This is a genomic window from Streptomyces stelliscabiei, assembly GCF_014873495.1.
GTDB classification, from domain to species: Bacteria; Actinomycetota; Actinomycetes; order Streptomycetales; family Streptomycetaceae; genus Streptomyces; species Streptomyces bottropensis.
The window spans coordinates 2,067,893-2,092,147 of the sequence record NZ_JADBGF010000001.1; the positions used below are offsets into that span (position 1 = coordinate 2,067,893).

The 24,255-nt window shown below is 70.3% G+C and carries 22 protein-coding genes; 3 read left to right on the top strand and 19 right to left on the bottom strand.

The window, feature by feature from the left end:
* Positions 1 to 9: 9 nt before the first annotated feature.
* From H4687_RS08975 to H4687_RS08985, 3 genes are all read right to left on the bottom strand, one after another.
* Positions 10 to 648, bottom strand: a complete 639-nt coding sequence (locus H4687_RS08975; RefSeq protein ID WP_046917490.1) for a vitamin K epoxide reductase family protein — start codon at positions 646 to 648, stop codon at positions 10 to 12.
* Positions 649 to 794: 146 nt separating this feature from the next.
* A complete protein-coding gene (hisS, locus tag H4687_RS08980) occupies positions 795 to 2,057 on the bottom strand; it encodes a histidine--tRNA ligase (RefSeq protein ID WP_046917489.1) in 1,263 nt (420 codons plus the stop codon).
* A gap of 13 nt (positions 2,058 to 2,070) precedes the next feature.
* Complete coding sequence (locus H4687_RS08985) at positions 2,071 to 2,787, bottom strand: MBL fold metallo-hydrolase (protein ID WP_045557230.1); 717 nt, start codon at positions 2,785 to 2,787, stop codon at positions 2,071 to 2,073.
* A 170-nt stretch (positions 2,788 to 2,957) separates the two neighbouring features.
* Here H4687_RS08985 and H4687_RS08990 point away from each other — a divergent pair, with 170 nt between their 5' ends.
* Positions 2,958 to 3,800 carry a peptidylprolyl isomerase gene (locus H4687_RS08990; RefSeq protein ID WP_046917488.1) on the top strand — a complete coding sequence of 281 codons (843 nt, stop codon included), beginning with the start codon at positions 2,958 to 2,960 and terminating at the stop codon, positions 3,798 to 3,800.
* A gap of 135 nt (positions 3,801 to 3,935) precedes the next feature.
* Complete coding sequence (locus tag H4687_RS08995) at positions 3,936 to 5,165, top strand: DUF349 domain-containing protein (RefSeq protein ID WP_046917487.1); 1,230 nt, start codon at positions 3,936 to 3,938, stop codon at positions 5,163 to 5,165.
* Between the two features lie 73 nt (positions 5,166 to 5,238).
* Here H4687_RS08995 and H4687_RS09000 read toward each other — a convergent pair whose 3' ends face one another.
* From H4687_RS09000 to pgsA, 16 genes are all read right to left on the bottom strand, one after another.
* Positions 5,239 to 7,788: a RelA/SpoT family protein gene (locus H4687_RS09000; RefSeq protein WP_050398530.1), complete on the bottom strand. Its 2,550-nt coding sequence runs from the start codon at positions 7,786 to 7,788 to the stop codon at positions 5,239 to 5,241.
* 238 nt (positions 7,789 to 8,026) lie between these two features.
* Positions 8,027 to 8,449, bottom strand: coding sequence for a hypothetical protein (locus tag H4687_RS09005; RefSeq protein WP_050398529.1), 423 nt, complete (start codon positions 8,447 to 8,449; stop codon positions 8,027 to 8,029).
* 380 nt (positions 8,450 to 8,829) lie between these two features.
* On the bottom strand, positions 8,830 to 9,369 hold the full coding sequence (locus H4687_RS09010) for an adenine phosphoribosyltransferase (protein WP_046919646.1): 540 nt from the start codon (positions 9,367 to 9,369) through the stop codon (positions 8,830 to 8,832).
* A complete protein-coding gene (secF, locus tag H4687_RS09015; protein WP_046919645.1) occupies positions 9,366 to 10,463 on the bottom strand; it encodes a protein translocase subunit SecF in 1,098 nt (365 codons plus the stop codon). Before secF ends, H4687_RS09010 begins: the two co-directional genes overlap by 4 nt.
* A 1-nt stretch (position 10,464) precedes the next feature.
* The gene (gene secD / locus H4687_RS09020; RefSeq protein WP_046919644.1) at positions 10,465 to 12,237 is read right to left on the bottom strand and encodes a protein translocase subunit SecD; all 1,773 of its coding nucleotides are present in this window, start codon (positions 12,235 to 12,237) and stop codon (positions 10,465 to 10,467) included.
* A gap of 132 nt (positions 12,238 to 12,369) precedes the next feature.
* Positions 12,370 to 12,879 (bottom strand): preprotein translocase subunit YajC, encoded by a 510-nt coding sequence (yajC, locus tag H4687_RS09025; protein WP_020114451.1) that lies wholly within the window; start codon positions 12,877 to 12,879, stop codon positions 12,370 to 12,372.
* A 174-nt stretch (positions 12,880 to 13,053) separates the two neighbouring features.
* Positions 13,054 to 14,124 (bottom strand): Holliday junction branch migration DNA helicase RuvB, encoded by a 1,071-nt coding sequence (gene ruvB / locus H4687_RS09030; protein WP_005485433.1) that lies wholly within the window; start codon positions 14,122 to 14,124, stop codon positions 13,054 to 13,056.
* An 85-nt stretch (positions 14,125 to 14,209) separates the two neighbouring features.
* Positions 14,210 to 14,815 (bottom strand): Holliday junction branch migration protein RuvA, encoded by a 606-nt coding sequence (ruvA, locus tag H4687_RS09035; protein ID WP_046919643.1) that lies wholly within the window; start codon positions 14,813 to 14,815, stop codon positions 14,210 to 14,212.
* Positions 14,812 to 15,399: a crossover junction endodeoxyribonuclease RuvC gene (ruvC, locus tag H4687_RS09040; protein ID WP_046919642.1), complete on the bottom strand. Its 588-nt coding sequence runs from the start codon at positions 15,397 to 15,399 to the stop codon at positions 14,812 to 14,814. Before ruvC ends, ruvA begins: the two co-directional genes overlap by 4 nt.
* 143 nt (positions 15,400 to 15,542) lie before the next feature.
* Positions 15,543 to 16,295, bottom strand: a complete 753-nt coding sequence (locus H4687_RS09045) for a YebC/PmpR family DNA-binding transcriptional regulator (protein WP_013005004.1) — start codon at positions 16,293 to 16,295, stop codon at positions 15,543 to 15,545.
* A gap of 49 nt (positions 16,296 to 16,344) precedes the next feature.
* The gene (gene pdxT, locus H4687_RS09050) at positions 16,345 to 16,953 is read right to left on the bottom strand and encodes a pyridoxal 5'-phosphate synthase glutaminase subunit PdxT (RefSeq protein WP_046919859.1); all 609 of its coding nucleotides are present in this window, start codon (positions 16,951 to 16,953) and stop codon (positions 16,345 to 16,347) included.
* A 6-nt stretch (positions 16,954 to 16,959) separates the two neighbouring features.
* Entirely contained in the window at positions 16,960 to 17,874 is a 915-nt protein-coding gene (gene pdxS, locus H4687_RS09055; protein WP_005485424.1) for a pyridoxal 5'-phosphate synthase lyase subunit PdxS, read from the bottom strand.
* Between the two features lie 252 nt (positions 17,875 to 18,126).
* Positions 18,127 to 18,672 (bottom strand): LemA family protein, encoded by a 546-nt coding sequence (locus H4687_RS09060; RefSeq protein WP_046919860.1) that lies wholly within the window; start codon positions 18,670 to 18,672, stop codon positions 18,127 to 18,129.
* A gap of 82 nt (positions 18,673 to 18,754) precedes the next feature.
* The gene (locus H4687_RS09065) at positions 18,755 to 19,915 is read right to left on the bottom strand and encodes a glycosyltransferase family 4 protein (protein ID WP_046919861.1); all 1,161 of its coding nucleotides are present in this window, start codon (positions 19,913 to 19,915) and stop codon (positions 18,755 to 18,757) included.
* On the bottom strand, positions 19,912 to 20,925 hold the full coding sequence (locus tag H4687_RS09070) for a phosphatidylinositol mannoside acyltransferase (protein WP_046919862.1): 1,014 nt from the start codon (positions 20,923 to 20,925) through the stop codon (positions 19,912 to 19,914). The genes H4687_RS09065 and H4687_RS09070 overlap by 4 nt, the downstream gene beginning before the upstream one ends.
* The gene (gene pgsA / locus H4687_RS09075; RefSeq protein ID WP_050398528.1) at positions 20,922 to 21,668 is read right to left on the bottom strand and encodes a phosphatidylinositol phosphate synthase; all 747 of its coding nucleotides are present in this window, start codon (positions 21,666 to 21,668) and stop codon (positions 20,922 to 20,924) included. Before pgsA ends, H4687_RS09070 begins: the two co-directional genes overlap by 4 nt.
* Before the next feature lie 236 nt (positions 21,669 to 21,904).
* Here pgsA and H4687_RS09080 point away from each other — a divergent pair, with 236 nt between their 5' ends.
* On the top strand, positions 21,905 to 24,103 hold the full coding sequence (locus tag H4687_RS09080; RefSeq protein ID WP_046919864.1) for an elongation factor G-like protein EF-G2: 2,199 nt from the start codon (positions 21,905 to 21,907) through the stop codon (positions 24,101 to 24,103).
* Positions 24,104 to 24,255 lie beyond the last annotated feature (152 nt).

Below are 24,255 nucleotides of genomic sequence, written 5' to 3' on the forward strand. Positions count from 1 at the left end.
GGAAGCCGGTCAGCTGGTCCAGAAGTCCCACCAACGGGTCAGGATCAGCATGCCGATGATGCCGATGTGCATCACGGGCAGGACCCAGGTGAACTCGCCGAAGAAGCTCTTGAGCCAGCCGGGAGCCGGCAGGAGGCCGTTGCGGATGTTGGAGGACGTGACGTACCAGAACATCAGGATCGTGGCGACCCAGGCGAGGCAGCACCACAGGCAGAGCGAGTTGATGTTGTACAGCGACTGGTACTGCAGCCAGGTCACGAAGCCGACGCCGAAGGCGGTGCCCGCGTGGAAGGTCAGCCAGTACCAGCGCGGGTAGGTCGCGCGGGCGAGCAGGCTCACGCCGACGCAGATGACGATGCCGTACGCGACGAGGCCGAGCATCGGGTTGGGGAATCCGAAGACGGAGGCCTGGTCGCTCTTCATGATGTTGCCGCAGGAGACGACCGGGTTGAGGCTGCAGCCCGGTGTGAAGTTCGGGTCCTCCAGCAGCTTGAACTTGTCGATCGTGATGACCCAGGACGCGAGCAGTCCGGCCGCGCCGGTGATCAGCAGCAGGATGGCGAAGGCACGACTGCCGCCCACCGTGCGCGGGGCCTCGGTGTGTTCGCGATCGGTGGTCGAGACGTTGCTGACTGTCGTCTTGCTCATCACGTCGATTCCGTCGATTCCGTAGCGTCGAAGGGGCCACTGGGGCACGGTCATTGTGCCGTACACCCTCGCGCCGGGACCGTTCGCCGGACGTAAATGTCGCCCCTGCCACCCGTACAGGGCGGCAGGGGCGACAAGGGTTCGACTCAGCCGAGCCGGGCCTCCAGCTCGGCCACGATCTCGTTCACGCCGACGGCGACCTGCTCACCGGACTCCATGTCCTTGAGCTGGACCACGCCCTCGGCGAGGTCGCGCTCCCCGGCGACGACCGTGTAGCGCGCACCGCTGCGGTTGGCGTTCTTCATCGCGCCCTTGAGGCCCTTGCCGCCGTAGGCGAAGTCGGCCGCGATGCCCACCTTGCGCAGTTCGGTGACCTTGGCGAACAGCAGGCGGCGGGCCTCCTCGCCGAGCGGGACGGCGAACACGCTGGTGGTGGCGGGGAGTTCGAGTTCGACGCCCTCCGCCTCCAGGGCGAGGACCGTGCGGTCGACGCCGAGGGCCCAGCCGACGGACGGCAGGGCGGGGCCGCCGATCATCTCGGAGAGGCCGTCGTAGCGGCCGCCGCCGCCCACCGCGGACTGGGAGCCGAGACCGTCGTGGACGAACTCGAAGGTCGTACGGGTGTAGTAGTCGAGGCCGCGCACCAGCTTGAGGTCGTCCTCGAAGGCGACGCCCGCCGCGGTGATCAGCTCACGGACCTCCTCGTGGTACGCCTTGCAGGCGTCGCAGAGGTAGTCGCGCAGCAGCGGGGCGTCGGTGAGCTGCTTCTGGACGTCGCCGCGCTTGTCGTCGAGGACGCGCAGCGGGTTGATCTCCGCGCGGCGGAGGGTCTCCTCGTCCAGGTCCAGGCCGCGCAGGAACTCCTGCAGGGCTGCCCGGTAGACGGGACGGCACTCCTTGTCGCCCAGGCTGTTGAGGAGGATGCGGAAGTTCCTGAGGCCCAGCGAGCGGTACGCCTGGTCCGCAAGAATGATCAACTCGGCGTCCAGGGCCGGGTCCTCGGCCCCGATCGCCTCGGCGCCGACCTGGGAGAAGTGGCGGTACCGGCCCTTCTGGGGGCGCTCGTAGCGGTAGTACGAGCCGGAGTACCAGAGCTTGACCGGGAGGTTGCCCACCTTGTGGAGGTTGGCCTCCAGGGCGGCGCGCAGGACGGAGGCGGTGCCTTCGGGACGCAGGGCCAGCTGGTCGCCGCCCTTGGTCTCGAAGGCGTACATCTCCTTGGTCACGATGTCGGTGGACTCACCCACACCGCGTGCGAACAGCTCGACGTTCTCGAAGCCGGGTGTCTCGACGTAGCCGTAGCCGGAGTCGCGCAGCGGGGCGGCGATGGCCTCACGGACGGCCAGGTACGTGGCGCTGTCCGGGGGCAGCAGGTCGTACGTGCCCTTGGGGGCCTGAAAGGTGCTCACGGAAGGTCTCTCGTCACATTCCTCGTCGGGGAGGGGTCGTCGGACCCGCTCCCTGGCCGCCGGCCGCCACCTGCCGCAGATACGGGTTGGTGGCGCGCTCCTGGCCGATGGTCGTCTGGGGGCCGTGGCCGGACAGCACCACGGTCGAGTCGTCGAGCGGCAGGCACACGCGGGCCAGCGAGTCGAGCATCTCGGCCATGTCGCCGCCGGGCAGGTCGGTGCGTCCGATGGAGCCGGCGAACAGCAGATCCCCGGAGAAGAACACGGAAGGGATCTCCGTGTTCTCGGGCATCCGGAAGGTCACCGACCCCTTGGTATGGCCGGGCGCGTGCGAGACGGCCAGCTCCAGACCGGCCAGCTCCAGCTTCGCGCCGTCGGTCAGCTCCTTGACGTCACCCGGCTCCCCCACGGTCAGCTCGCCCATGAGCGGCATACCGATGGAACGGCCGAGCGCCTTCTCGGGGTCGCTCATCATGTACCGGTCCTCGGGGTGGATCCAGGCGGGTACGTCGTGCGCGCCGCACACCGGGACGACCGAGGCCACATGGTCGATGTGGCCGTGGGTGAGGACGACGGCGACGGGCTTGAGCCGATGCTTCTTCAGCGTCTCCTCGACTCCCTCGGTGGCCTGGTGGCCCGGGTCGATGATCACGCACTCCTCACCGGCGGCGGGGGCGACCAGATAACAGTTGGTCCCCCAGGCCCCGGCGGGGAACCCGGCAATGAGCACGATCGTCCTTCTTGTGGCGTACGAGGGTGGTGGGTTGCTGTGGATCAGAGCCTACCGGCGCTGCCGTTTCCCCAGCGAACCCATATACGGTACGGGTCACACGTAAACAGTCGACTCGACGGACGCGCGACGCACCTGTCGGCGGACGAGACGCATGAGGAGAGAACCCCGTGGTCAGCCAGGATCAGCGGCGGCGTCAGCTCGCCCGGGAGAAGTTCTTGCGGCAGCAGCAGCGGCGTACGTCCGCGCGGCGCAAGGCCCATGTCCGCAACGCCGTGATCGCCTCGGTGCTCGGTGTGATCCTGGTGGGCAGCGTGGCGCTGTACACGACCGACGTGCTCAAGGGTGACGACAAGAAGGACAACGCGGGCGCGGAGGTGTCGCCGAGCCCGTCGCCCAGTGCCAGCAAGGCGCCGGATCCGTGCGAGAAGCCGGCCGCGGGCAAGGTGGAGAAGCTCACCTACAAGAAGGAACCCGCGCTCACCATCGACAAGAGCGCGAAGTACACGATGGATCTGCGGACCACCTGCGGTTCCATCCCCATAACGATGGACGCGGCGAAGGCCCCGCACACGGTCAACTCGTTCGACTTCCTGGTGAACAAGGGCTACTTGGACCACACCAAGTGCCACCGTCTCACCACGCAGGGTATCTACGTGCTGCAGTGCGGCGACCCGCAGGGCACCGGCATGGGTGGTCCCGGCTACACGATCCCCGACGAGAACCTGAAGGACCCGCGCCTGAAGGGCGATGTGTACCCGGCGGGCACGGTCGCGATGGCGAACCAGTTCAACGGGCAGACGGGCGAGGGCAAGAACAGCGGCGGCAGCCAGTTCTTCCTCGTCTTCCAGGACAGTCCGCTGCCGGCCAACTACACACCGTTCGGCACGATCACCAAGGCGGGGATGAAGGTCCTGACGAAGATCGCCAAGGCCGGCGAGAGCACCGGCATGGGTGACGGAGCGCCCAACGCGACCGTCGTGATCAACAAGGCGACTGTCAAGAAGTCCTGACCCTCAACAGCGAAATTTCGGTCGCGCGGGATGCGGACAGGCAACCCGCCGGTCGCCTATGTTGGCCGTGACGAAACTGTGGACGATGCCCGGGGGCGCTGAGGCCCCTTGCAGGCATCATGTGGAGGAGGCGCTGTGAGCAGCGACCCGTGGGGCCGCGTCGACGAGACGGGGACCGTGTACGTGCGTACGGCCGACGGCGAGCAGGTCGTCGGTTCCTGGCAGGCCGGCTCCCCCGAGGAAGCGCTGGCCTACTTCGAGCGCAAGTACGAGGGCTTGGTCGTCGAAATCGGCCTCCTCGAGAAGCGGGTGAAGACCACCGACCTGTCCGCGAAGGACGCTCAGGTCGCGATCGACCACATTCGCGAGCAGGTGGACGCGCATCACGCGGTCGGTGATTTGGACGCGCTGAAGGTCCGGCTGGACAAGCTCGTCGAGACGGTCGACGCGCGCCGCGAGGAGCGCAAGCAGCAGCGGGCGAAGCAGTCCGACGAGGCCCGGCACGCCAAGGAGGCCCTGGTCACCGAGGCGGAGGAGCTGGCCCAGTCCGACCAGTGGCGGTCCGCCGGTGAGCGACTGCGGGCGCTGGTGGACACCTGGAAGGGTCTGCCCCGGCTGGACCGCAAGTCCGACGACGAGCTCTGGCACCGCTTCTCGCACGCCCGCTCGGCGTTCTCCAAGCGTCGCAAGGCCCACTTCGCGCAGCTCGACGCGCAGCGCGAGGACGCCCGCAAGGTCAAGGAGAAGCTGGTCGCGGAGGCCGAGGGTCTGTCCGCCTCGACCGACTGGGGCCCCACAGCCGCGCGCTACCGCGAGCTGATGGCCGACTGGAAGGCCGCGGGCCGCGCCCAGCGCGAGCACGAGGACGACCTGTGGAACCGCTTCCGCGGTGCCCAGGACGTCTTCTTCGCCGCCCGCAGTTCCGTGTTCGCCGAGCGTGACGCGGAGCAGTCGGAGAACCTCAAGCTCAAGGAGGAGCTGGCCGGGGAGGCGGAGAAGATCCTGCCGGTGACGGATCTGAAGTCGGCGCGTGCCGCCCTCCGCTCGCTCAACGAGCGCTGGGAGGCCATCGGCCACGTCCCGCGCGACGCCCGCCCGAAGGTGGAGGCCCGGATGCACGCCGTCGAGCGTGCCATCCAGGAGGCCGAGGAGGCGGAGTGGCGCCGGACCAACCCGGAGGCCCGCGCCCGTGCCGCCGGTCTCACGGGCCAGCTCCAGGCCGCCGTCGACAAGCTGGGCAGCCAGATCGAGGCCGCCCGCGCCCAGGGCAACAACGCCAAGGCCGACAAGCTCCAGCGGGAGCTGGACGGCCGTCAGGCCCTGCTGGACCAGGCCCTGAAGGGTCTGCAGGAGTTCGGCGGCTGACACCGACGGTACGGACGAGAGGGGCTCCCGCACGATTCGTGCGGGAGCCCCTCTCGTCCGTACCGGGCCGGGCCTACGGCCTGCGCGCCGAGGTCACCCGGTACACGTCGTAGACGCCCTCGACACCGCGTACGGCCTTCAGGACGTGGCCCAGGTGCTTCGGGTCACCCATCTCGAAGGTGAAACGGGAGGTGGCGACGCGGTCGCGGGAGGTCTGGACGGCGGCGGAGAGGATGTTGACGTGCTGGTCGGACAGGACGCGGGTGACGTCCGACAGCAGCCGGCTGCGGTCCAGGGCCTCGACCTGTATGGCCACGAGGAAGACCGACGACTGGGTGGGCGCCCACTCGACGGCGAGGATCCGCTCGGGTTCGCGTGAGAGCGACTCGACGTTGACGCAGTCGTTGCGGTGGACCGACACGCCGCTGCCGCGGGTGACGAAGCCGATGATGGGGTCGCCGGGGACGGGGGTGCAACAGCGGGCGAGCTTGACCCAGACGTCGTCGACGCCCTTGACCACGACACCGGGGTCGTTGCTGCCGCGGCGCTTGCGGCTGCGGCCGTGGGTGGGCGGTACGGACTCGTCGATCTCCTCGGTGGCCGCCTCCTCGCCGCCGAGCGCCTGGACGAGCTTCTGCACGACGCTCTGCGCGGAGACATGGCCCTCGCCGATGGCCGCGTAGAGGGCGGAGATGTCCGGGTAGCGCATCTCATGGGCGAGGGTGACGAGCGAGTCGCCGGTGAGGATGCGCTGGATCGGCAGGTTCTGCTTGCGCATGGCGCGGACGATGGCGTCCTTGCCCTGCTCGATGGCCTCGTCGCGCCGCTCCTTGGAGAACCAGCCGCGGATCTTGTTGCGGGCCCTCGGGGACTTGACGAAGTTCAGCCAGTCCCGGGACGGTCCGGCTCCGGCCGCCTTGGACGTGAAGACCTCCACGAGGTCGCCGTTGTCCAGGGTCGATTCCAGCGGGACGAGACGGCCGTTGACGCGGGCCCCTATGGTGCGGTGGCCCACCTCGGTGTGCACCGCGTACGAGAAGTCCACCGGTGTCGCGCCGGCCGGCAGCGCTATCACATCACCCTTCGGCGTGAAGACGAAGACCTCGTTGCGGGACAGGTCGAAGCGCAGGGACTCCAGGAACTCGCCGGGGTCCTCGGTCTCCTTCTGCCAGTCCAGCAGCTGACGCAGCCAGGCCATGTCGTTGAGGTGGTCGTCCTTGCCGGTGGTCCGCGGCTGGTCCGAGCGCACCTTGGAGGCGCCGGCGACGGCCTCCTGCTTGTACTTCCAGTGCGCGGCGATGCCGTACTCGGCGCGGCGGTGCATGTCGAACGTCCGGATCTGGAGTTCGACCGGCTTGCCGTTGGGCCCGATGACCGTCGTGTGCAGCGACTGGTACATGTTGAACTTGGGCATCGCGATGTAGTCCTTGAACCGCCCCGGAACCGGGTTCCAGCGGGCGTGGACCGTGCCCAGGGCCGCGTAGCAGTCGCGGACCGTGTCCACCAGGACGCGGATGCCGACCAGGTCGTAGATCTCCGCGAAGTCACGGCCGCGGACGATCATCTTCTGGTAGACGCTGTAGTAGTGCTTCGGGCGGCCGGTGACGGTCGCCTTGATGCGGGCGGCCCGCAGGTCCTGCTGGACCTCGTCGGTCACTATGGCCAGGTACTCGTCGCGCTTCGGTGCCCGCTCGGCCACCAGGCGGACGATCTCGTCGTACATCTTGGGGTAGAGGATCGCGAAGGCGAGGTCCTCCAGCTCCCACTTGATGGTGTTCATGCCCAGGCGGTGGGCGAGGGGCGCGTAGATCTCCAGGGTCTCGCGCGCCTTCTTCTCCTGCTTCTCGCGCTTGAGGTAGCGCATGGTGCGCATGTTGTGCAGGCGGTCGGCGAGCTTGATGACCAGGACGCGCGGGTCCTTGGCCATGGCGACGACCATCTTGCGCACGGTCTCGGCCTGGGCGGCCTCGCCGAACTTGACCTTGTCCAGCTTGGTGACGCCGTCGACGAGGAGGCCTACGGAGTCGCCGAAGTCGCGGCGGAGCTGGTCGAGGCCGTACTCGGTGTCCTCGACCGTGTCGTGCAGCAGACCGGCCATCAGGGTGGCCGGATCCATACCCAGCTCGGCGAGGATCGTGGTCACCGCGAGGGGGTGCGTGATGTACGGGTCGCCGCTCTTGCGCTTCTGGCCGCGGTGCCAGCGCTCGGCGACCTGGTAGGCCTTCTCGATCTGGCGCAGCGTCGCCGTCTCGATCTTCGGGTCGTTGCCGCGCACGATCCGCAGCAGCGGCTCCAGGACCGGGTTGTAGGGGTTGGAGCGCTGCACGCCGAGGCGGGCGAGGCGGGCGCGCACGCGGTTGGAGGAGCCGGAGCGCGCGGGCTGGCCGGTGGCCGCGGGGCGGGGTGCGGGCGCCGGGGCGGGGCTGTCGGCCGGGTCCGGCTTGGGGCGCGAGGAGTCGGGGGCCTTGTCGGCGGGCGCGGACTGGGCGTGCTCGACCGGGCTCTGCGCGGACCGCGCCGTCGCGGGGTTCGCGGGCTTGGTCGCGTCCTGCGCGGGCTTGGCCGCGGGGCCCGAGGCGGACTCGGGCTTGGCGGCGGTCAGGTGCTGGGCCTCGTCTGCCAAGAGGGCTCCTCGTGCGCGATCCGGGTCCCCCGGTCAGGCTCCGGAGCACCCATGGTAGCGATCCCGCGTCCCAGGATCGCCTTCAGGCCACCGGGAGGGCTGTGTACTGGTGAAACACCAGAGGCGGGCCCCTGATTCCTCGGGGACCCGCCTCGGTGCGGTGCCGGGGTCGTCACGGGTACCGGCCGGGCCCGACGGGCCCGGTGGCGACGACCGTGTCACCCTGCACCCCCGCCGCTCAGGCGACGGTGTCGTCCTCCTTGCAGTTCTTCGGCGCGAACCCGGCCTTGGTGTTGCAGGCCTTGAGGGTCACCCGGGTCCCCTCCGCGAGGTTGCCGGTCACCCAGTCGCTGCAGTAGTCCGACGGGTTGCCGGCGGTCGTGGAGGTGCGGTCCCAGGTGCCGTTGCGGTTGACGTCCAGCCAGACCGTCACGCCCCACCGGTCAGCGGTGAAGTCACAGGCGCGGATGGCGTCGCCGGGGACGTCCTGGCTGCTGCCGGGGTGGTCCACCGGGTCCTGGTTGAAGTTGCCCCAGTCCTGGAAGTTGTTGATCTGCACGGCCAGGAGCAGCCCCGTGCCCGCTTGTGCGGGGCTCGTCGCGGCACCGACGAAGGTGGCGGCGGCGATCGCGGTGATGATCGGCAGAGTGCGCAGACGCATGGAGAATCCCCCTGTGTTCAGTCGCCACCAGTCCGTCGGGGGAGCACGAGGGCACGCCTCGTCGAGGCGCCCTGTACATGGTCGGCCATTCCCCCTGCGCCCGGACCAGTGGTCATGTGGTCGATGTGGCGCGTGATCATCCGACCTCAATGACCAGCGCATGTCAACCCTGATCGGAAGTGATCTCGGTCGGCGGCCGGGCACGCGCCGCGCGGGGAGCGGAAGGGAACACGGCGAACGGTGCCTCCCGCCGTGCGCCGCGATCGGCGCACGGCGGGAGGCACCGTGGACACGCTCTCGAACCCGTTCGGATCCAACGGGTGAGGGTCGCCCCCTGAGGATCGACTCCTGAGGATCGAACCCGTTCGTACGGATCCGGTTCAGACCTGGATCAGCGACTCCAGCGGGGCGCCGTCCAGTACGGCCTGCAGCCGTTGCCGGCCCGCCAGGAAGGACAGCTCCATCAGCACCGCCACGCCCGCGACCTCTGCGCCCGCCCGTCGGATGAGCTGCAGGGACGCCTCGGCCGTGCCGCCGGTCGCGAGGACGTCGTCGATGACCATCACCCGGTCGCCCTCGATCAGGTCCTCGGCGTGCACCTCGATCTCGGCGGAGCCGTACTCCAGGTCGTACGCCTGGCTGAGCGTGGCCCCGGGGAGCTTGCCGGCCTTGCGTACGGGGATGAAGCCGACGCCCGCGCGGACCGCGGCCGGGGCGCCCAGGATGAAGCCCCGGGCCTCCAGGCCGACGATCTTCGTGGCGCCGTGCCGGACGGTCAGCTCCGCCAGCGCGTCCGTCAGCGCGGTGAACGCCGCCGGGTCGGCGAGCAGCGGGGTGATGTCCTTGAACATCACCCCCGGCTCGGGGTGGTCGGCGACGTCACGGATACGGCTGAGCAGCAGCTCCTTGATATCGGTCATCGCCGCCTGCCGCCCCGGCCGCGACTGCGGCCCCCGGACTGGGTGCGCGGCCCGACCACCGCGGGGGTGGCCTCAGCCGGCTCGTCGTCGTACGGGCCGTCGTCCGCCGGCTCCGGGCCCTCGTGCCCGGCCTGGGCACGCTTGGCGAGGACGCGCTTCTTGAGGGCCTTCAGCTGCGGCTCGCGCTCCTTGAGGTCGGCGACGAGCGGCGTGGCGATGAAGATCGACGAGTACGCACCGGCCGCGAGGCCGACGAACAGGGACAGCGAGATGTCGTTGAGCATGCCCGCGCCGAGGACACCGCCACCGATGAACAGCAGACCGGCGACCGGCAGCAGCGCGACCACCGTGGTGTTGATCGACCGCACCAGGGTGCTGTTGATCGAACGGTTGGCGATCTCGGCGTACGTCCAGCGGGTCTGCTTGGTGATGTCCTTGGTCTGCTCCTTGAGGCTGTCGAAGACGACGACCGTGTCGTAGAGCGAGTAACCGAGGATCGTGAGCAGACCGATCACCGTGCCCGGCGTCACCTCGAAGCCGACGAGGGCGTAGATGCCGATCGTGATGGTGATGTCGTGGATCAGGGCGACGAACGCTGCGATGGCCATACGCCACTCGAAGGCGATCGCCAGATAGATCACCACGAGGACCAGGAAGATGGCCAGACCCTGCCAGGCCTTGGCGGCGATCTGGTCACCCCAGCTGGGGCCGACCAGTTCACCGGCGACCTCCTCCGGCTTCATGTCCAGGTCGTCGGCCAGCTGCGCGGAGACCTTGTCGGCCTGGGCCGTCTCGATGCCCGAGATCTGGATACGGAGGCTGCCGTTGCCGAGCTTCTGCACGATCGCGTCGTGGCCGGACGCCGACTCCGCGTACTCCTCGGCCTGGGCGACCGACACGCTCGTACTCGGCGTGGTGAAGACGGCACCGCCCTGGAACTCGATACCCATCGTCAGACCACGGATCGCCAGGCCGGCGATGGCCGCGATGGTGATCAGAATGGATACGCCGTACCAGATCTTGCGGTTGCCGACGAAGTCGTAACCGACCTCGCCGCGGTGGAGACGGGCTCCGAGGTCACCGAGCTTCGACATCTCAGGCCTCCTTCGGGTCGGCGGGGACAGCGGGACGGCGGGTACGGCGCAGCGGGGGCCGGGCGCCCAGTCGCTGCGGATCGAGGCCGGACCACTTGTGGCCGCCGCCGAAGAACTTCGTACGAGCCAGCAGTGTCAGCAGCGGCTTGGTGAAGAAGAAGACCACCACGACGTCGAGCAACGTGGTCAGGCCGAGGGTGAACGCGAAGCCCTGCACCTTGCCGACGGTGACCACGAAGAGCACCGCGGCGGAGAGGAACGACACGAAGTCGGAGACCAGGATGGTGCGCCGGGCACGCGGCCAGGCCCGCTCGACGGCGGGGCGCAGCGTGCGGCCTTCGCGGATCTCGTCCCGTACGCGTTCGAAGTACACGATGAACGAGTCCGCGGTGATACCGATGGCGACGATCGCGCCACAGACCGCGGGCAGGTTCAGCGCGAAGCCGATGGCCGGGCCGAGCAACGCCATGAGCACATAGGTCAGGGCCGCCGAGACGAGCAGGGAGGCGATGGCGATCAGCGACAGGCCGCGGTAGTAGACGATCAGGTAGATCATGACCAGGGCCAGACCGATCGCGCCGGCGATCAGGCCCGCGTGCAGCTGGTCACCGCCGAGCGCGGGGCTGACGGTGGTGACACTCGCCGTCTTGAAGGTGAGCGGGAGGGCACCGTACGACAGCATGTTCGCGAGGTTCTGGGCCTCCTCCTGCGTGAAGCTGCCGGAGATCTCGGCGTTGCCGCCGGTGACCGCCGCGCGCACGTAGGGGTGGGAGACGACCTCGTCGTCCAGGACGATCGCGAACTCGTTCTGCGGGGAGGTCTGGGTCGCCAGCCGGCCGGTGATGTCGGCGAACTTCTTCGCTCCCTTGGAGTTGAAGTCCATGACGACCTGCCAGCCGGTGCCGTTCTGCGTGTCGAGCAGCGCCTTGGCCTTGTCGACCTCGGTGCCGTCGACCCCGACCGGGCCGAGCACGAACTTGCTCCAGGCGCCGTTGTCCTGGCCGCAGGCCACGACGACGTCGGTGGTCTTGCCCTTGCCGGCCTTGGCGCGCTGCTTGGGGTCGTTGCAGTCGAGGGCGGTGAACTTGGCCTGGAGCGCCTGGGTCTCCGGGTCGACGCTCGGGCTCGCCGACGGCGAGGCGCTGCCGGTGGCCTTGGCGGACGCGGAGCCGCTGCCGGAGGGTGTGGGGTCGGCCTTCAGCGCGTCGGTGACCGCACGACCCTGGGACGTGGCGGAGGACGACGGACTGGCGGAGTCACCGGATCCGGGCTCGGTGGCCTCGTCCTTGCCGTCGGAGCCCGACGGGCTGGGCGATCCGCTGCTCTTGCCGCTGGGGCTCGCCGAGGTGCTCGGCTCCTGGGTCACGCCGGTGCCGACCTGGCTCTGCAGGACCGGACGGAAGTACAGCTTCGCGGTGGTGCCGACCTGGTCCCGGGCCTCCTCGGAGTTCGTGCCCTTGGGAATGTTGACGATGATGTTGCGATCGCCCTGGGTCTGGACCTCGGCCTCGGAGACACCCAGACCATTGACACGGCGGTTCATGATCTCGACCGCGGTGTCCATGTTGGTCTTGTTGATCGCCGATTCCTGGCCGCTCCTCGCCTCGAGCGTGATGCTCGTACCACCGGCGAGGTCGATGCCGAGACGCGGAGTGGTGTGTCCGGAGGCGAACATTCCCCCGGTGAGCGCCACAAGGGCGATCAGGATGAGGGCCAGCGCGCGCCCAGGCTTGCTCTGGGCACTCGCGCTCCGGCCCTTCTTCGGTGCTGCCACCTTCTCGTACTCCCTCTCGGGCCGCCGGGCGGGGTCAGCGCGGGGGCGGCCATGACTGGTGTCGGGGAATCCGGGCGAAAACGGCACGTTCCCGGGGCGCGGGCGGTTCTCGCTCGCACTCCCGGGACGTGACTACTTCGCGTCGGACTCGCCGTCGGTCTTCTTCGGCTCTGCTTCGACGGACTTGGTGTCGTCGTCCTTCGCCTCGGCGGTCTCGTCGGTCGCGTCGTCGGACGCGTCCTTCTTGCCGAGGTCGATGGGCTTGTCGTCGGAAGCGGCGGAAGCGTCGTCGGAGGGCTCGTCGGTCTCGGTGAGGGCGGAGGCGTCGTCGGGGACGACATCGGACTTCAGGTCGTGCTCGATGCCGTGGACGATCCGGTTGTACTCCTCGTCGCTGAGGACGGCACCGATGGCGTTCTTCGCGAACAGCAGCTCGACGCCCGGCCCGGCGTCGAGGAGGAGAGTGTCCTCGCTGACCTCCTTGACGGTCGCGTACATGCCCCCGATCGTGCGGACGCCGGAACCGGGCTGCAACTGGTTCCGCATGTCGACGGCCTGCTGCTGCTTCTTCTTGGCCGATCGGGTCATCAGGATCATGGCCCCGATGAGCACGATGAACGGGAGGAGGGTCACGAGACTCACGGGTCGGAACTTCCTTCACACGACCGCGATGGCGAGCGGCCTGATGGTTGGGGGTATGTGCGCTGCCGACAGGGGCGGCATCGGCGGAGTCTAAGCGAGTCCGCCGTGATGGAACAACGCACAGCATGTCACCGGGGTTCCATGCCGGGCGAGTACCGCGCCGTCACGAGAGGGTCACGCCCCGAACAGGTCCTGTTGTCCGTTTCCGCCGGTCGTGCCGCGTGGCGGGGTGAGTCCGAGGTGGGCCCAGGCGGCGGGGGTCGCCACCCGGCCGCGGGGGGTCCGGGCGAGCAGTCCCTCACGGACGAGGAAGGGCTCGGCGACCTCCTCGACGGTCTCGCGCTCCTCCCCCACGGCGACGGCGAGGGTGGACAGGCCGACGGGTCCGCCGCCGAACAGCTTGAGCAGGGCTTCGAGGACGCCCCGGTCGAGGCGGTCGAGGCCGCGGCCGTCCACCTCGTAGACGGCGAGGGCGGCCCCGGCGATGTCGCGCGTGATGAAGCCGTCCGCCTTGACCTGCGCGTAGTCCCGGACGCGGCGCAGCAGGCGGTTGGCGATACGGGGGGTGCCGCGCGAGCGGCCCGCGATCTCCGCGGCGCCGGCCGGGTCGATCTCGACGTCGAGGAGGCTCGCCGAGCGGTGGATGACCCGCTCCAGCTCGGCGGGCTCGTAGAACTCCATGTGCGCGGTGAAGCCGAAGCGGTCGCGCAGCGGGGGCGGCAGCAGTCCCGCGCGCGTGGTGGCGCCGACCAGGGTGAAGGGCGGCAGTTCGAGGGGGATCGCGGTGGCGCCGGGGCCCTTGCCGACGATCACGTCGACGCGGAAGTCCTCCATCGCCATGTACAGCATCTCCTCGGCGGGCCGGGACATGCGGTGGATCTCGTCGAGGAAGAGGACCTCGCCCTCCTGCAGGGAGGAGAGAATCGCGGCGAGGTCGCCCGCGTGCTGGATGGCGGGGCCGGAGGTGATCCGGATGGGGGCGCCCATCTCGGCCGCGATGATCATCGAGAGGGTGGTCTTGCCGAGGCCGGGGGCGCCGGAGAGCAGCACGTGGTCGGCGGTGGCCCCGCGCGCGCGTGCGGCTCGCAGGACGAGGTCGAGCTGTTCACGGACCTTCTCCTGACCGATGAACTCGTCCAGGTCCTTGGGGCGCAGGGCGGCCTCGACGGCCTGGTCCTCACGGTCGGCGACAGAGCCCACCAGCCGCTCGGCGGCGGTGTCGTCGGTCGTGTCGTCCCAGTTCATTGCGTGTGCCTCGCGGTCGCGGTCGGAGGGAGCGGGTGGGCCGTACCGGCCGTGCGGGACGGGTACGAGGCCTCGAACAGGCCGGTCAGCGTGCTCTGTTGAGGGTCTGGAGTGCGGCCTTCAGCAACTGGCCGACCGGGGGCGTGCCTTCGGCTGCCTCGGCCTGGGGGGCGACGGCCGCCACGGCCTCGTCGGCCTCGCGGGTGGCGTACCCGAGGCCGATCAGGGCGGCGTGCAGCTGGTCGCGCCAGCCCTGGGTGACCGGGGCGCCGATCGCGGGGGCGCCGAGGGGCTCGCCGAGGCGGTCCTTCAGTTCGAGCAGTAGCTTCTGGGCGCCCTTCCTGCCGATGCCGGGGACGGCGATCAGCGCCTTCTCGTCACCGGTGGCCACGGCTCGGCGCAGCGCGTCGGGGGTGTGCACCCCGAGCATCGCCTGGGCCAGCCGCGGGCCGACCCCGCTCGCGGTCTGCAGCAGCTGGAAGACCTGACGTTCGTCGTCGTCCACGAATCCGTACAGGGTGAGCGAGTCCTCCCGTACGACGAGGGAGGTGGCGAGCTTGGCCGGCTGACCGAGCCGCAGGGTGGACAGGGTGTTCGGCGTGCACTGCAGGGCCATGCCGACCCCGCCCACCTCGATCACGGCCGTGTCGGGGGCGAGTGCGGCGACCGTGCCGCTGACGAAGGCGATCATGCCGTACGGCCTTTCAGTGCGTTCGGTGCCGCCTTTGCCGCACGCGGCGGATTCGACGCGCTCGACGTCCTGGTCGCGTGCAGGGCGACGGCCTGCTGGAGACGGTTCTGTGCAGGGGCCCGCCAGATGTGGCAGATGGCGAGGGCGAGGGCGTCGGCGGCGTCCGCGGGCTTCGGGGGTGCGTCGAGCCGGAGGAGGCGGGTGACCATGGCCCCGACCTGGGCCTTGTCGGCGCGACCACTGCCGGTGACGGCGGCCTTGACCTCGCTCGGGGTGTGCAGGGCGACGGGGATGCCGCGGCGGGCGGCGCAGAGCATGGCGACGGCGCTGGCCTGGGCGGTGCCCATGACCGTGCGTACGTTGTGCTGGCTGAACACCCGTTCCACGGCGACGAATTCGGGGCGGTGCTCGTCGAGCCACTGCTCGATGCCCTGCTCGATCGCGACGAGACGGTGCCCCAACTCCGCGTCCGCGGGCGTACGGACGACACCGACGCCGAGCATGGTGAGCGGCCGTCCGGCGACGCCTTCCACGACCCCGACACCGCAACGGGTCAGCCCCGGGTCCACCCCCAGTACGCGCACGCGCCCCTCCCATCGACCACCTGTTTGTGCAGGCTATCGGGTGCCACTGACAACGGCCGACAGCACGACGGGCCGACGGGGTGTGTCCCGTCGGCCCGTCGAAGCCCTGTGGCCCCGGAGTTCGTCCGGCTCCTGGCGGAGACCTACGCGTCGACCTTGGCCATGACGTCGTCGCTCACGTCGAAGTTGGCGAAGACGTTCTGCACGTCGTCGCTGTCCTCCAGGGCGTCGATCAGCTTGAAGATCTTCCTGGCGCCCTCCTCGTCCAGCTCGACCTGCATGGTCGGGACGAAGTTGGCCTCGGCGGAGTCGTAGTCGATCCCGGCTTCCTGGAGGGAGGTGCGGACCGCGACCATGTCGGTGGCCTCGCTGAGCACCTCGAACGCCTCACCCAGGTCGTTGACCTCCTCGGCGCCCGCGTCGAGCACGACCTCCAGGACGTCGTCCTCGGACAGCTCGCCCTTGGGGACGATGACGACGCCCTTGCGGTTGAAGAGGTACGACACGGAGCCCGGGTCGGCCATCGAGCCGCCGTTGCGGGTCATGGCGACACGGACGTCGGAGGCGGCGCGGTTGCGGTTGTCGGTGAGGCACTCGATGAGCACCGCGACACCGTTCGGTCCGTAGCCCTCGTACATGATCGTCTCGTAGTCGGCGCCGCCGGCCTCGAGGCCGCCACCGCGCTTGACCGCGGAGTCGATGTTCTTGTTGGGGACCGACTGCTTCTTCGCCTTCTGGATGGCGTCGTACAGGGTCGGGTTGCCCTCGATGTCGACGCCGCCCATCCGGGCCGCGACCTCGATGTTCTTGATCAGCTTCGCGAAGAGCTTGCCGCGCTTGGCATCGATCACGGCCTTCTTGTGCTTCGTCGTAGCCCATTTAGAGTGGCCGGACATCTGCCTGTCTCCTTCGCGTAACCCATCTCTGCAACGAACCCCAGAGATCCTACAAGGACTCCGCCGCCCTGTTCGCGCGCACCATCTCGACGAACAGCGCGTGCAGCCGGTGGTCTCCGGTCAGCTCCGGGTGGAACGACGTGGCGAGGGCGTTGCCCTGGCGTACGGCGACGATGTGGCCCTCGTGCTCGGCCAGCACCTCCGTCCGGGCGCCCACGGACTCGACCCAGGGGGCCCGGATGAAGACACCCTCGACGGGGGCGCCCTCGACGCCCCTGACGTCGACCGCCGCCTCGAAGGACTCGTTCTGCCGGCCGAAGGCGTTGCGGCGCACGATCATGTCGATGCCGCCGATCGTCTCCTGGCCCGAGCGCGGGTCGAGGATCTTGTCGGCGAGCATGATCAGTCCGGCGCAGGTGCCGTAGACGGGCAGGCCGTCGCGCACGCGCGCGCGGAGGGGCTCCATCACGCCGAAGAGCACGGCCAGCTTGGAGATGGTGGTGGACTCGCCGCCGGGGATGACGAGGCCGTCCACCTCGGCGAGTTCCTCGGGGCGCCGCACCGGCCTGGCCACGGCGTCGGCCGCGGCCAGGGCGACGAGGTGCTCCCGTACGTCGCCCTGGAGGGCCAGGACGCCTATGACGGGGGTGTCGCTCATGGGTGCTTACCAGCCCCGGTTCGCGTAGCGCTCGGCCTCGGGGAGGGTGTCGCAGTTGATGCCGACCATGGCCTCGCCCAGGTTGCGGGAGGCGTCCGCGATGATCTTCGGGTCGTCGTAGAAGGTGGTGGCCTTCACGATGGCGGCGGCGCGCTTGGCCGGGTCGCCGGACTTGAAGATGCCGGAGCCGACGAAGACGCCCTCGGCACCGAGCTGGCGCATCAGCGCGGCGTCGGCGGGGGTCGCCACACCACCGGCGGAGAAGAGGACCACCGGGAGCTTGCCCAGCTCGGAGACCTCCTTGACCAGCTCGTACGGGGCGCGCAGCTCCTTGGCGGCGGCGTACAGCTCGTTGTTGTCGTAGCCGCGCAGGCGGGCGATCTCGTTCTTGATCTGACGCAGGTGGCGGACGGCCTCGACGACGTTGCCGGTGCCGGCCTCGCCCTTGGAGCGGATCATCGCGGCGCCCTCGGCGATGCGGCGCAGGGCCTCACCCAGGTTGGTGGCGCCGCAGACGAACGGGGTCGTGAACGCGAACTTGTCGCTGTGGTTGACCTCGTCGGCCGGGGTGAGGACCTCGGACTCGTCGATGTAGTCCACGCCGAGGGACTGCAGGACCTGGGCCTCGACGAAGTGGCCGATGCGGGACTTGGCCATGACCGGGATGGAGACGGCCTCGATGATGCCCTCGATCATGTCCGGGTCGGACATCCGGGCCACGCCGCCGTCCTTGCGGATGTCGGCGGGGACCCGCTCCAGGGCCATGACGGCGACGGCGCCCGCGTCCTCGGCGATCTTGGCCTGCTCGGGGGTGACGACGTCCATGATCACACCGCCCTTGAGCTGCTCGGCCATGCCGCGCTTCACGCGGGCGGTGCCGGTCTCGGGGGTCTGGGCGGAGGGGGAGAGGGTGCTGGACACGGGTTTGACCTCGCTCGGGGGAAGCTCGGGGAAGGAGGGTTTCTGCAATCACCGAGGAAACGCGAGGGGAACAGGCCACTGCAAGGGCCAATGGGGAGGCGGTGGCTCATTTTCGGCGGAGGACTCGTCCGCCCGCGGGCCGGTGGGGCTTCTCGCGCAGGTCTCCGCGCCCCTGAGAGCAGGGGCTGCGCCCCCTGCTTCTCAGGCCGCAGGGCCTGGTCTTTCAGGGCCGACCCGTAGGGCGCCCAGAAGTCAGGTCGTGGCCCGGTCGGCCAACGCCGTCGGCGGCTCGTCGTCCATCTCGAAGGCGAGCGGGAACGGGGCGTGCCCGGCGAGCCGGAACCACCGCACCGTGCGATGCCGCCGCAGCGCACGCGCCGCCCGCACCGCGTCGTTGTGGAAACGCCGGGCCATCGGCACCCGACGCACGGCCTGCGCCAGCTCGTTCGCGGCGTCCTCCCCGCCCGGCGCCGCCCGCACCACCTCCACCTGCTGCGCCTCCGCGAACACGGCCCGCAACGCCTGGCTCAGCTCGCTCTCGGCGACCTCGCGCTGCTCCTCCTCCGCCTGCCGCGCCGCGTGGGCCGCCTCGTAGAGGACGATCGAGGCGGCCGGGTCCAGCACCCCGGAGGTGGCCAGTTCCTGGGCGACCGACGCCCGGCGCAGCAGTTGCGCGTCGAGCGCGGCGCGGGCGGCGTCGATGCGCGCGTGCAGTCGGTCGAGGCGTCCCGCGGTCCAGCTCAGATAGAGACCGATCGCGAAGAGGACGACAGCGATCCAGATGAGTGTGGAAGTCACGGGCGGCAAGGCTACTACCGGTGCCCATCAACGCCGCATACGAGGTGAAAGCCGCCCGAGGGTCCCCGCGACCGCCGCGTACTCAGTCCCGGGCCAGCCCCAACCGGGCCCGCAGCCCCACCCGTTCGTCCGCCGCCACCGAGGCCGCCCCCTCCGTGACCGTCTCGTAGACGCCGAGGATGTCGGCGCCGACGGTCGACCAGTCGAAACGCCGGACGTGCGCGCTGCCACGGGCGCGGAGTTCGGCGCGCCGGTCCGGGTCGCCGAGCAGGCGTACGGCGGCCGTCGCGAGGGCGTCCGCGTCCTCGTTGGCGAACAGCTCGCCCGCGCTGCCCTGGTCGAGGACCTGGGCGAAGGCGTCGAGGTCGGAGGCGAGGACGGGGGCGCCCGCGGACATGGCCTCGACGAGGATGATGCCGAAGCTCTCGCCCCCGGTGTTGGGGGCGACGTAGAGGTCGACGCTGCGCAGGAAGCGGGCCTTGTCCTCGTCGCTGACCATGCCGAGGAACTCCACGCGGGAGCGCAGCTCCTTGGGCAGCGTCGCCACCGCCTCCTCCTCGTCACCGCGCCCGGCGACCAGCAGCCGGGTCCGGGGGCGCTCGGCGAAGATCCTGGGGAGGGCCTTCATCAGCACCGGCAGCCCCTTGCGGGGTTCGTCGATGCGGCCGACGAAGCCGAGGGTGTCGCCCTGCCAGTCGGGGTGGGGCTTGGCACGGGCGAAGAAGTCGACGTCGACGCCGTTCGGGATGACGACCGCGTCGCCGCCCAGGTGTTCGACCAGGGTGCGGCGGGCGTACTCGCTCACCGCGATCCGCGCGCTGATCTTCTCCAGCGCGGGCTGCAGGATCGGGTACGCCGCGATCATCGCCCGGGAGCGCGGGTTGGAGGTGTGGAAGGTGGCGACGATCGGCCCCTGGGCCGCCCAGCAGGCCAGCAGGCCGAGCGAGGGGGAGGCAGGCTCGTGGATGTGGATCACGTCGAACGTGCCCTCGTGCAGCCAGCGCCGTACCCGGGCCGCCGACAGGAAGCCGAAGTTCAGGCGGGCCACCGAGCCGTTGTAGGGCACCGGGACCGCGCGGCCCGCCGAGACGACGTACGGCGGCAGCGGCGTGTCGTCGTCCGCGGGGGCGAGCACCGAGACCTCGTGGCCGAGGCGGATGAGGTGGTCGGCCAGGTCGCGGATGTGGAACTGGACTCCCCCGGGCACGTCCCAGGAGTACGGGCAGACGATCCCGATCTTCACGCGCGTCCCTCCCCGGAACCGCTCTCCACGTCCGGCGCGGCGCCCCGCCCGGGGTCGGTCGCGGGACCCGGCGCGGGATCCGGCGACGCTTTCCCGGGGCCGTCGGGGCGTTTCGCGGGGTCCAGGTCCGCGAGCCACAAGCGCTGGAGCATGTGCCAGTCCTCCGGGTGGTCGGCGATGCCGGTGGCGAAGGCGTCCGCCAGCGCCTGTGTCATGACAGACGTCTTCTCGGCCCGGGTACCTGTCCCGGGTACCTCGATCGGGGCGTGCACGCGTCCCCGCATCACGGGCGAGTCGTCGTACCAGAGGGTCACCGGCAGCAGCAGCGCGCCGGTCTGCTGGGCGAGGAGGGCCGGTCCGGCGGGCATACGGGTGGGCTCGCCGAAGAAGTCGACCTCGACGCCGGACGCGGACAGGTCACGGTCGGCGACCAGGCAGACCAGGCCTCCGTCGCGCAGCCGCCGCGCGAGGGTGCCGAAGGCGGAGCCGCCGCTGTGCGGGAGAACCTCCATGCCGAGGCCCTCGCGGTAGGCGACGAAGCGGTCGTAGAGCGTCTCGGGCTTGAGACGCTCGGCCACCGTGGTGAACGGGGTCTTCAGCGCGGTGGTGACCCAGGCGCCGGCGAGGTCCCAGTTGGCCAGGTGCGGCAGGGCGAGGACGACGCCCCGGCCGGCGGCGAGGCCGTCGGTGAGATGGTGCAGGTCCTTGGCCGTGAAGCCGGTCCTGACGCGTTCCTCGCTCCAGGCGGGGAGACGGAAGGACTCCATCCAGTAGCGCAGGTAGGAGCGCATGCCCGCGCGGGACAGCTCGGCGAGGCGCTCGGGGCTCGCGCCCGGCACCACGCGCGCGTAGTTGGCCTCCAGACGGCGTACGAGGGGGCCGCGCCGCTTCCAGGTGGCGTCGGCGATCGTCCGGCCGAGGCGTACCGCGACGGGCTCCGGGAGTTTCTTGACGGTGGCCCAACCGAGGCCGTAGAGCCCGTCGGTCGCCCGCTCCCGCAGAGCGCTCACGGGGTCGCCTCGCTGTTCCGGGCGCTGTCCGGCGTCTCCTGCGCGGTCGCGGCGGCCGCCTCGGCCTCCGCCTCGGCCTCGGCGGACTCGCGACGGACGGTGACGACGCGCTGGATCAGGGTGACGAGACTGCCGACGGCGACGATCCACAGGGCGATCGGCAGCAGGACCTCGATGCCCGGCACGCCGAACGCGTGCAGACCGGAGAGACCGGCCGCCACCAGCGAGATCACCAGTCGCTCGGCACGCTCCACGAGTCCGTTGACCGCCACCGGCAGGCCGATCGACTCACCGCGCGCCTTGGTGTAGGACACGACCTGGCCGCTCGCCAGGCAGAAGATCGACACGGCGCACAGGGCGAGGTCGTCGCCCTTGCCCGCGTACCAGAGGGCGAAGCCGCCGAAGATCGCGCCGTCGGCGACCCGGTCGAGCGTGGAGTCGAGGAAGGCGCCCCACCGGCTGGAACGGCCCATCTGACGGGCCATGTTGCCGTCGACGAGGTCCGAGAAGACGAAGAGCGTGATGACGATCGTGCCCCAGAAGAACTCGCCCCGGGGGTAGAAGACCAACGCGCCCGCGATCACTCCGGCGGTGCCGATGAGGGTGACCGTGTCGGGGCTGACCCCCCTGCGGATCAGAAACGCGGCGAACGGTGTGAGGACACGCGTGAAGAATGCACGCGCGTACTTGTTCAGCATGGCCTTCCCGAGGGTCGGTGTCGCCGCGTGGCCCCTGCTGGCCATCCGGCTGGCCCATCGTAGCCACGCGCGCGCGTGTACGACCGTCGGGCACCAGCCCGCCGTGTCCCCGGGCCGTGGGGAGCGATCCCGTCCCTCGTATGGACGCGCGGTGACGCGAGTGGAAAGCTCGAAAGACACCGCGGGCGTCACCGGAGTCGACACCGCTGAGGGTCCCCCTGACGGGGAGGATCCGCGTGTCCGCGCCCACAGTGACCTCACCGTGCACGGGAGGCAGGACCATGGGCGACAAGGCGAACCCACATTCCGGAGCCGCCGGCAGGGCTACGGCGGCCGACCACCCCGCGTCCGTACGGAATGTGGTGCTGGTCGGCCACTCCGGATCGGGCAAGACGACCCTGGTGGAGGCTCTCGCGCTGACAGCGGGAGCGGTGAACCGGGCGGGCCGTGTGGAGGACGGCGGCACCGTCTCCGACTACGACGAGATCGAACACCGTCAGCAACGCTCGGTGCAGCTCTCCCTCGTCCCCGTCGAATGGGGCGGATACAAGATCAATCTGCTGGACACCCCCGGATACGCCGACTTCGTCGGGGAACTCAGGGCCGGTCTGCGAGCGGCGGACGCGGCCCTTTTCGTCGTCTCGGCCTCGGACGGCGTCGACGGCTCGACCCGCATGGTGTGGGAGGAGTGCGCGGCGGTCGGTATGCCCCGGGCGATCGTGGTGACGCACCTGGAGGCCGCGCGGGCGGACTTCGAGGAGATGACCCGCACGTGCGCGCAGACCTTCGGCGGGGACGACCCCGACGCCGTACTGCCGCTCTATCTGCCGCTGCGCGGCCCGCAGGGTCCGGACGGGCACGCCCCCGTGACCGGGCTGACCGGGCTGCTGTCGCAGAAGCTGTTCGACTACTCCTCCGGCGAGCGCAAGGAGTCCGAGCCGGGCCCCGAGCAGCTGCCGGCGATCGAGGAGGCCCGGAACAGGCTCATCGAGGGGATCATCGCGGAGAGCGAGGACGAGACCCTCATGGACCGCTATCTCGGCGGTGAGGAGATCGACGTCACGACCCTCGTCGACGACCTGGAACGGGCCGTCGCCCGCGGGGTCTTCCACCCCGTGCTGGCCGCCGCCCCCGCCGCCGACGGCGCGAAACAGGGCCTCGGCACGGTCGAGATCCTCGAACTGGTCACCGGCGGCTTCCCCACCCCCCTGGAGCGCGAGACGCCCGCCGTCACCACCCCCGAGGGCACGCCCCGCGAGATCAAGGCGACCTGCGACCCCGACGGACCGCTGGTCGCCGAGGTCGTCAAGACCGCCAGCGACCCCTACGTGGGCCGTATCTCGCTGGTACGGGTCTTCTCCGGCACCCTGCGACCCGACGCGACGGTGCACGTGTCCGGGCACGGCCTCGCCGACCGGGGGCACGAGGACCATGACGTGGACGAGCGGATCGGCGCCCTGTCCACGCCCTTCGGCAAGCAGCAGCGGACGCTCACGCACTGCATCGCGGGTGACCTGGCCTGTGTCGCGAAGCTGAGCCGCGCGGAGACCGGGGACACGCTTTCGGCCAAGGACGACCCGCTGCTCATGGAACCGTGGGAGATGCCCGACCCCCTGCTCCCCCTCGCCATCCAGGCGCACAGCAAGGCCGACGAGGACAAGCTCTCCCAGGGGCTGGCCCGGCTGGTCGCCGAGGACCCGACCATGCGGCTCGAACAGAACCAGGACACCCACCAGGTCGTCCTGTGGTGCCTGGGCGAGGCGCACGCGGACGTGGCCCTGGAACGGCTGCGCAGCCGGTACGGCGTCCAGGTCGACGTCGTTCCGCACCGGGTCTCCCTGCGCGAGACGTTCGCCGACCGGTCGGCCGGGCGCGGCCGGCATGTGAAGCAGTCCGGCGGGCACGGGCAGTACGCGATCTGCGAGATCGAGGTGGAGCCGCTGCCCGGCGGCTCCGGCATCGAGTTCGTCGACAAGGTCGTCGGCGGAGCCGTGCCGAGGCAGTTCATCCCGTCCGTCGAGAAGGGGGTGCGGGCCCAGGCCGCCAAGGGCGTCGCGGCCGGCTATCCGCTCATCGACGTACGGATCACGCTGCGGGACGGCAAGGCGCACTCGGTGGACTCCTCGGACGCCGCGTTCCAGACGGCGGGCGCGCTGGCGCTGCGCGAGGCCGCGACGGACGCGAAGATCCACCTCCTGGAGCCGGTGGCCGAGGTGTCGGTCCTGGTCGGCGACTCGTACGTGGGCCCCGTGATGAGCGATCTGTCCGGGCGGCGCGGCCGGGTCGTCGGGACCGAGCAGGCGGGCGGCGGGCGCACCCTGGTCCGCGCGGAGGTGCCGGAGATCGAGATCGACCGGTACGCCGTCGATCTGCGCTCCCTCTCCCACGGCACCGCACGCTTCGGCCGCCGGTACACACGGCACGAGCCGATGCCCTCCCATGTGGCCGACAAGGTCCGCGAACAGATCAAGGAGCACTGACGGTTCGGGGCCGGAGCGAGGTCCCGGCGCCCTGTCGGCGAACGGCACCGGCCGTTCGCCGAGGTGCCGCGGGTGGGGCAACGCCGTTCCACGGCCGGTGGGTTCCGTGAATGTCCGTTCTTCGCACCGCGCGGTGTCCACCGCTGCGGATA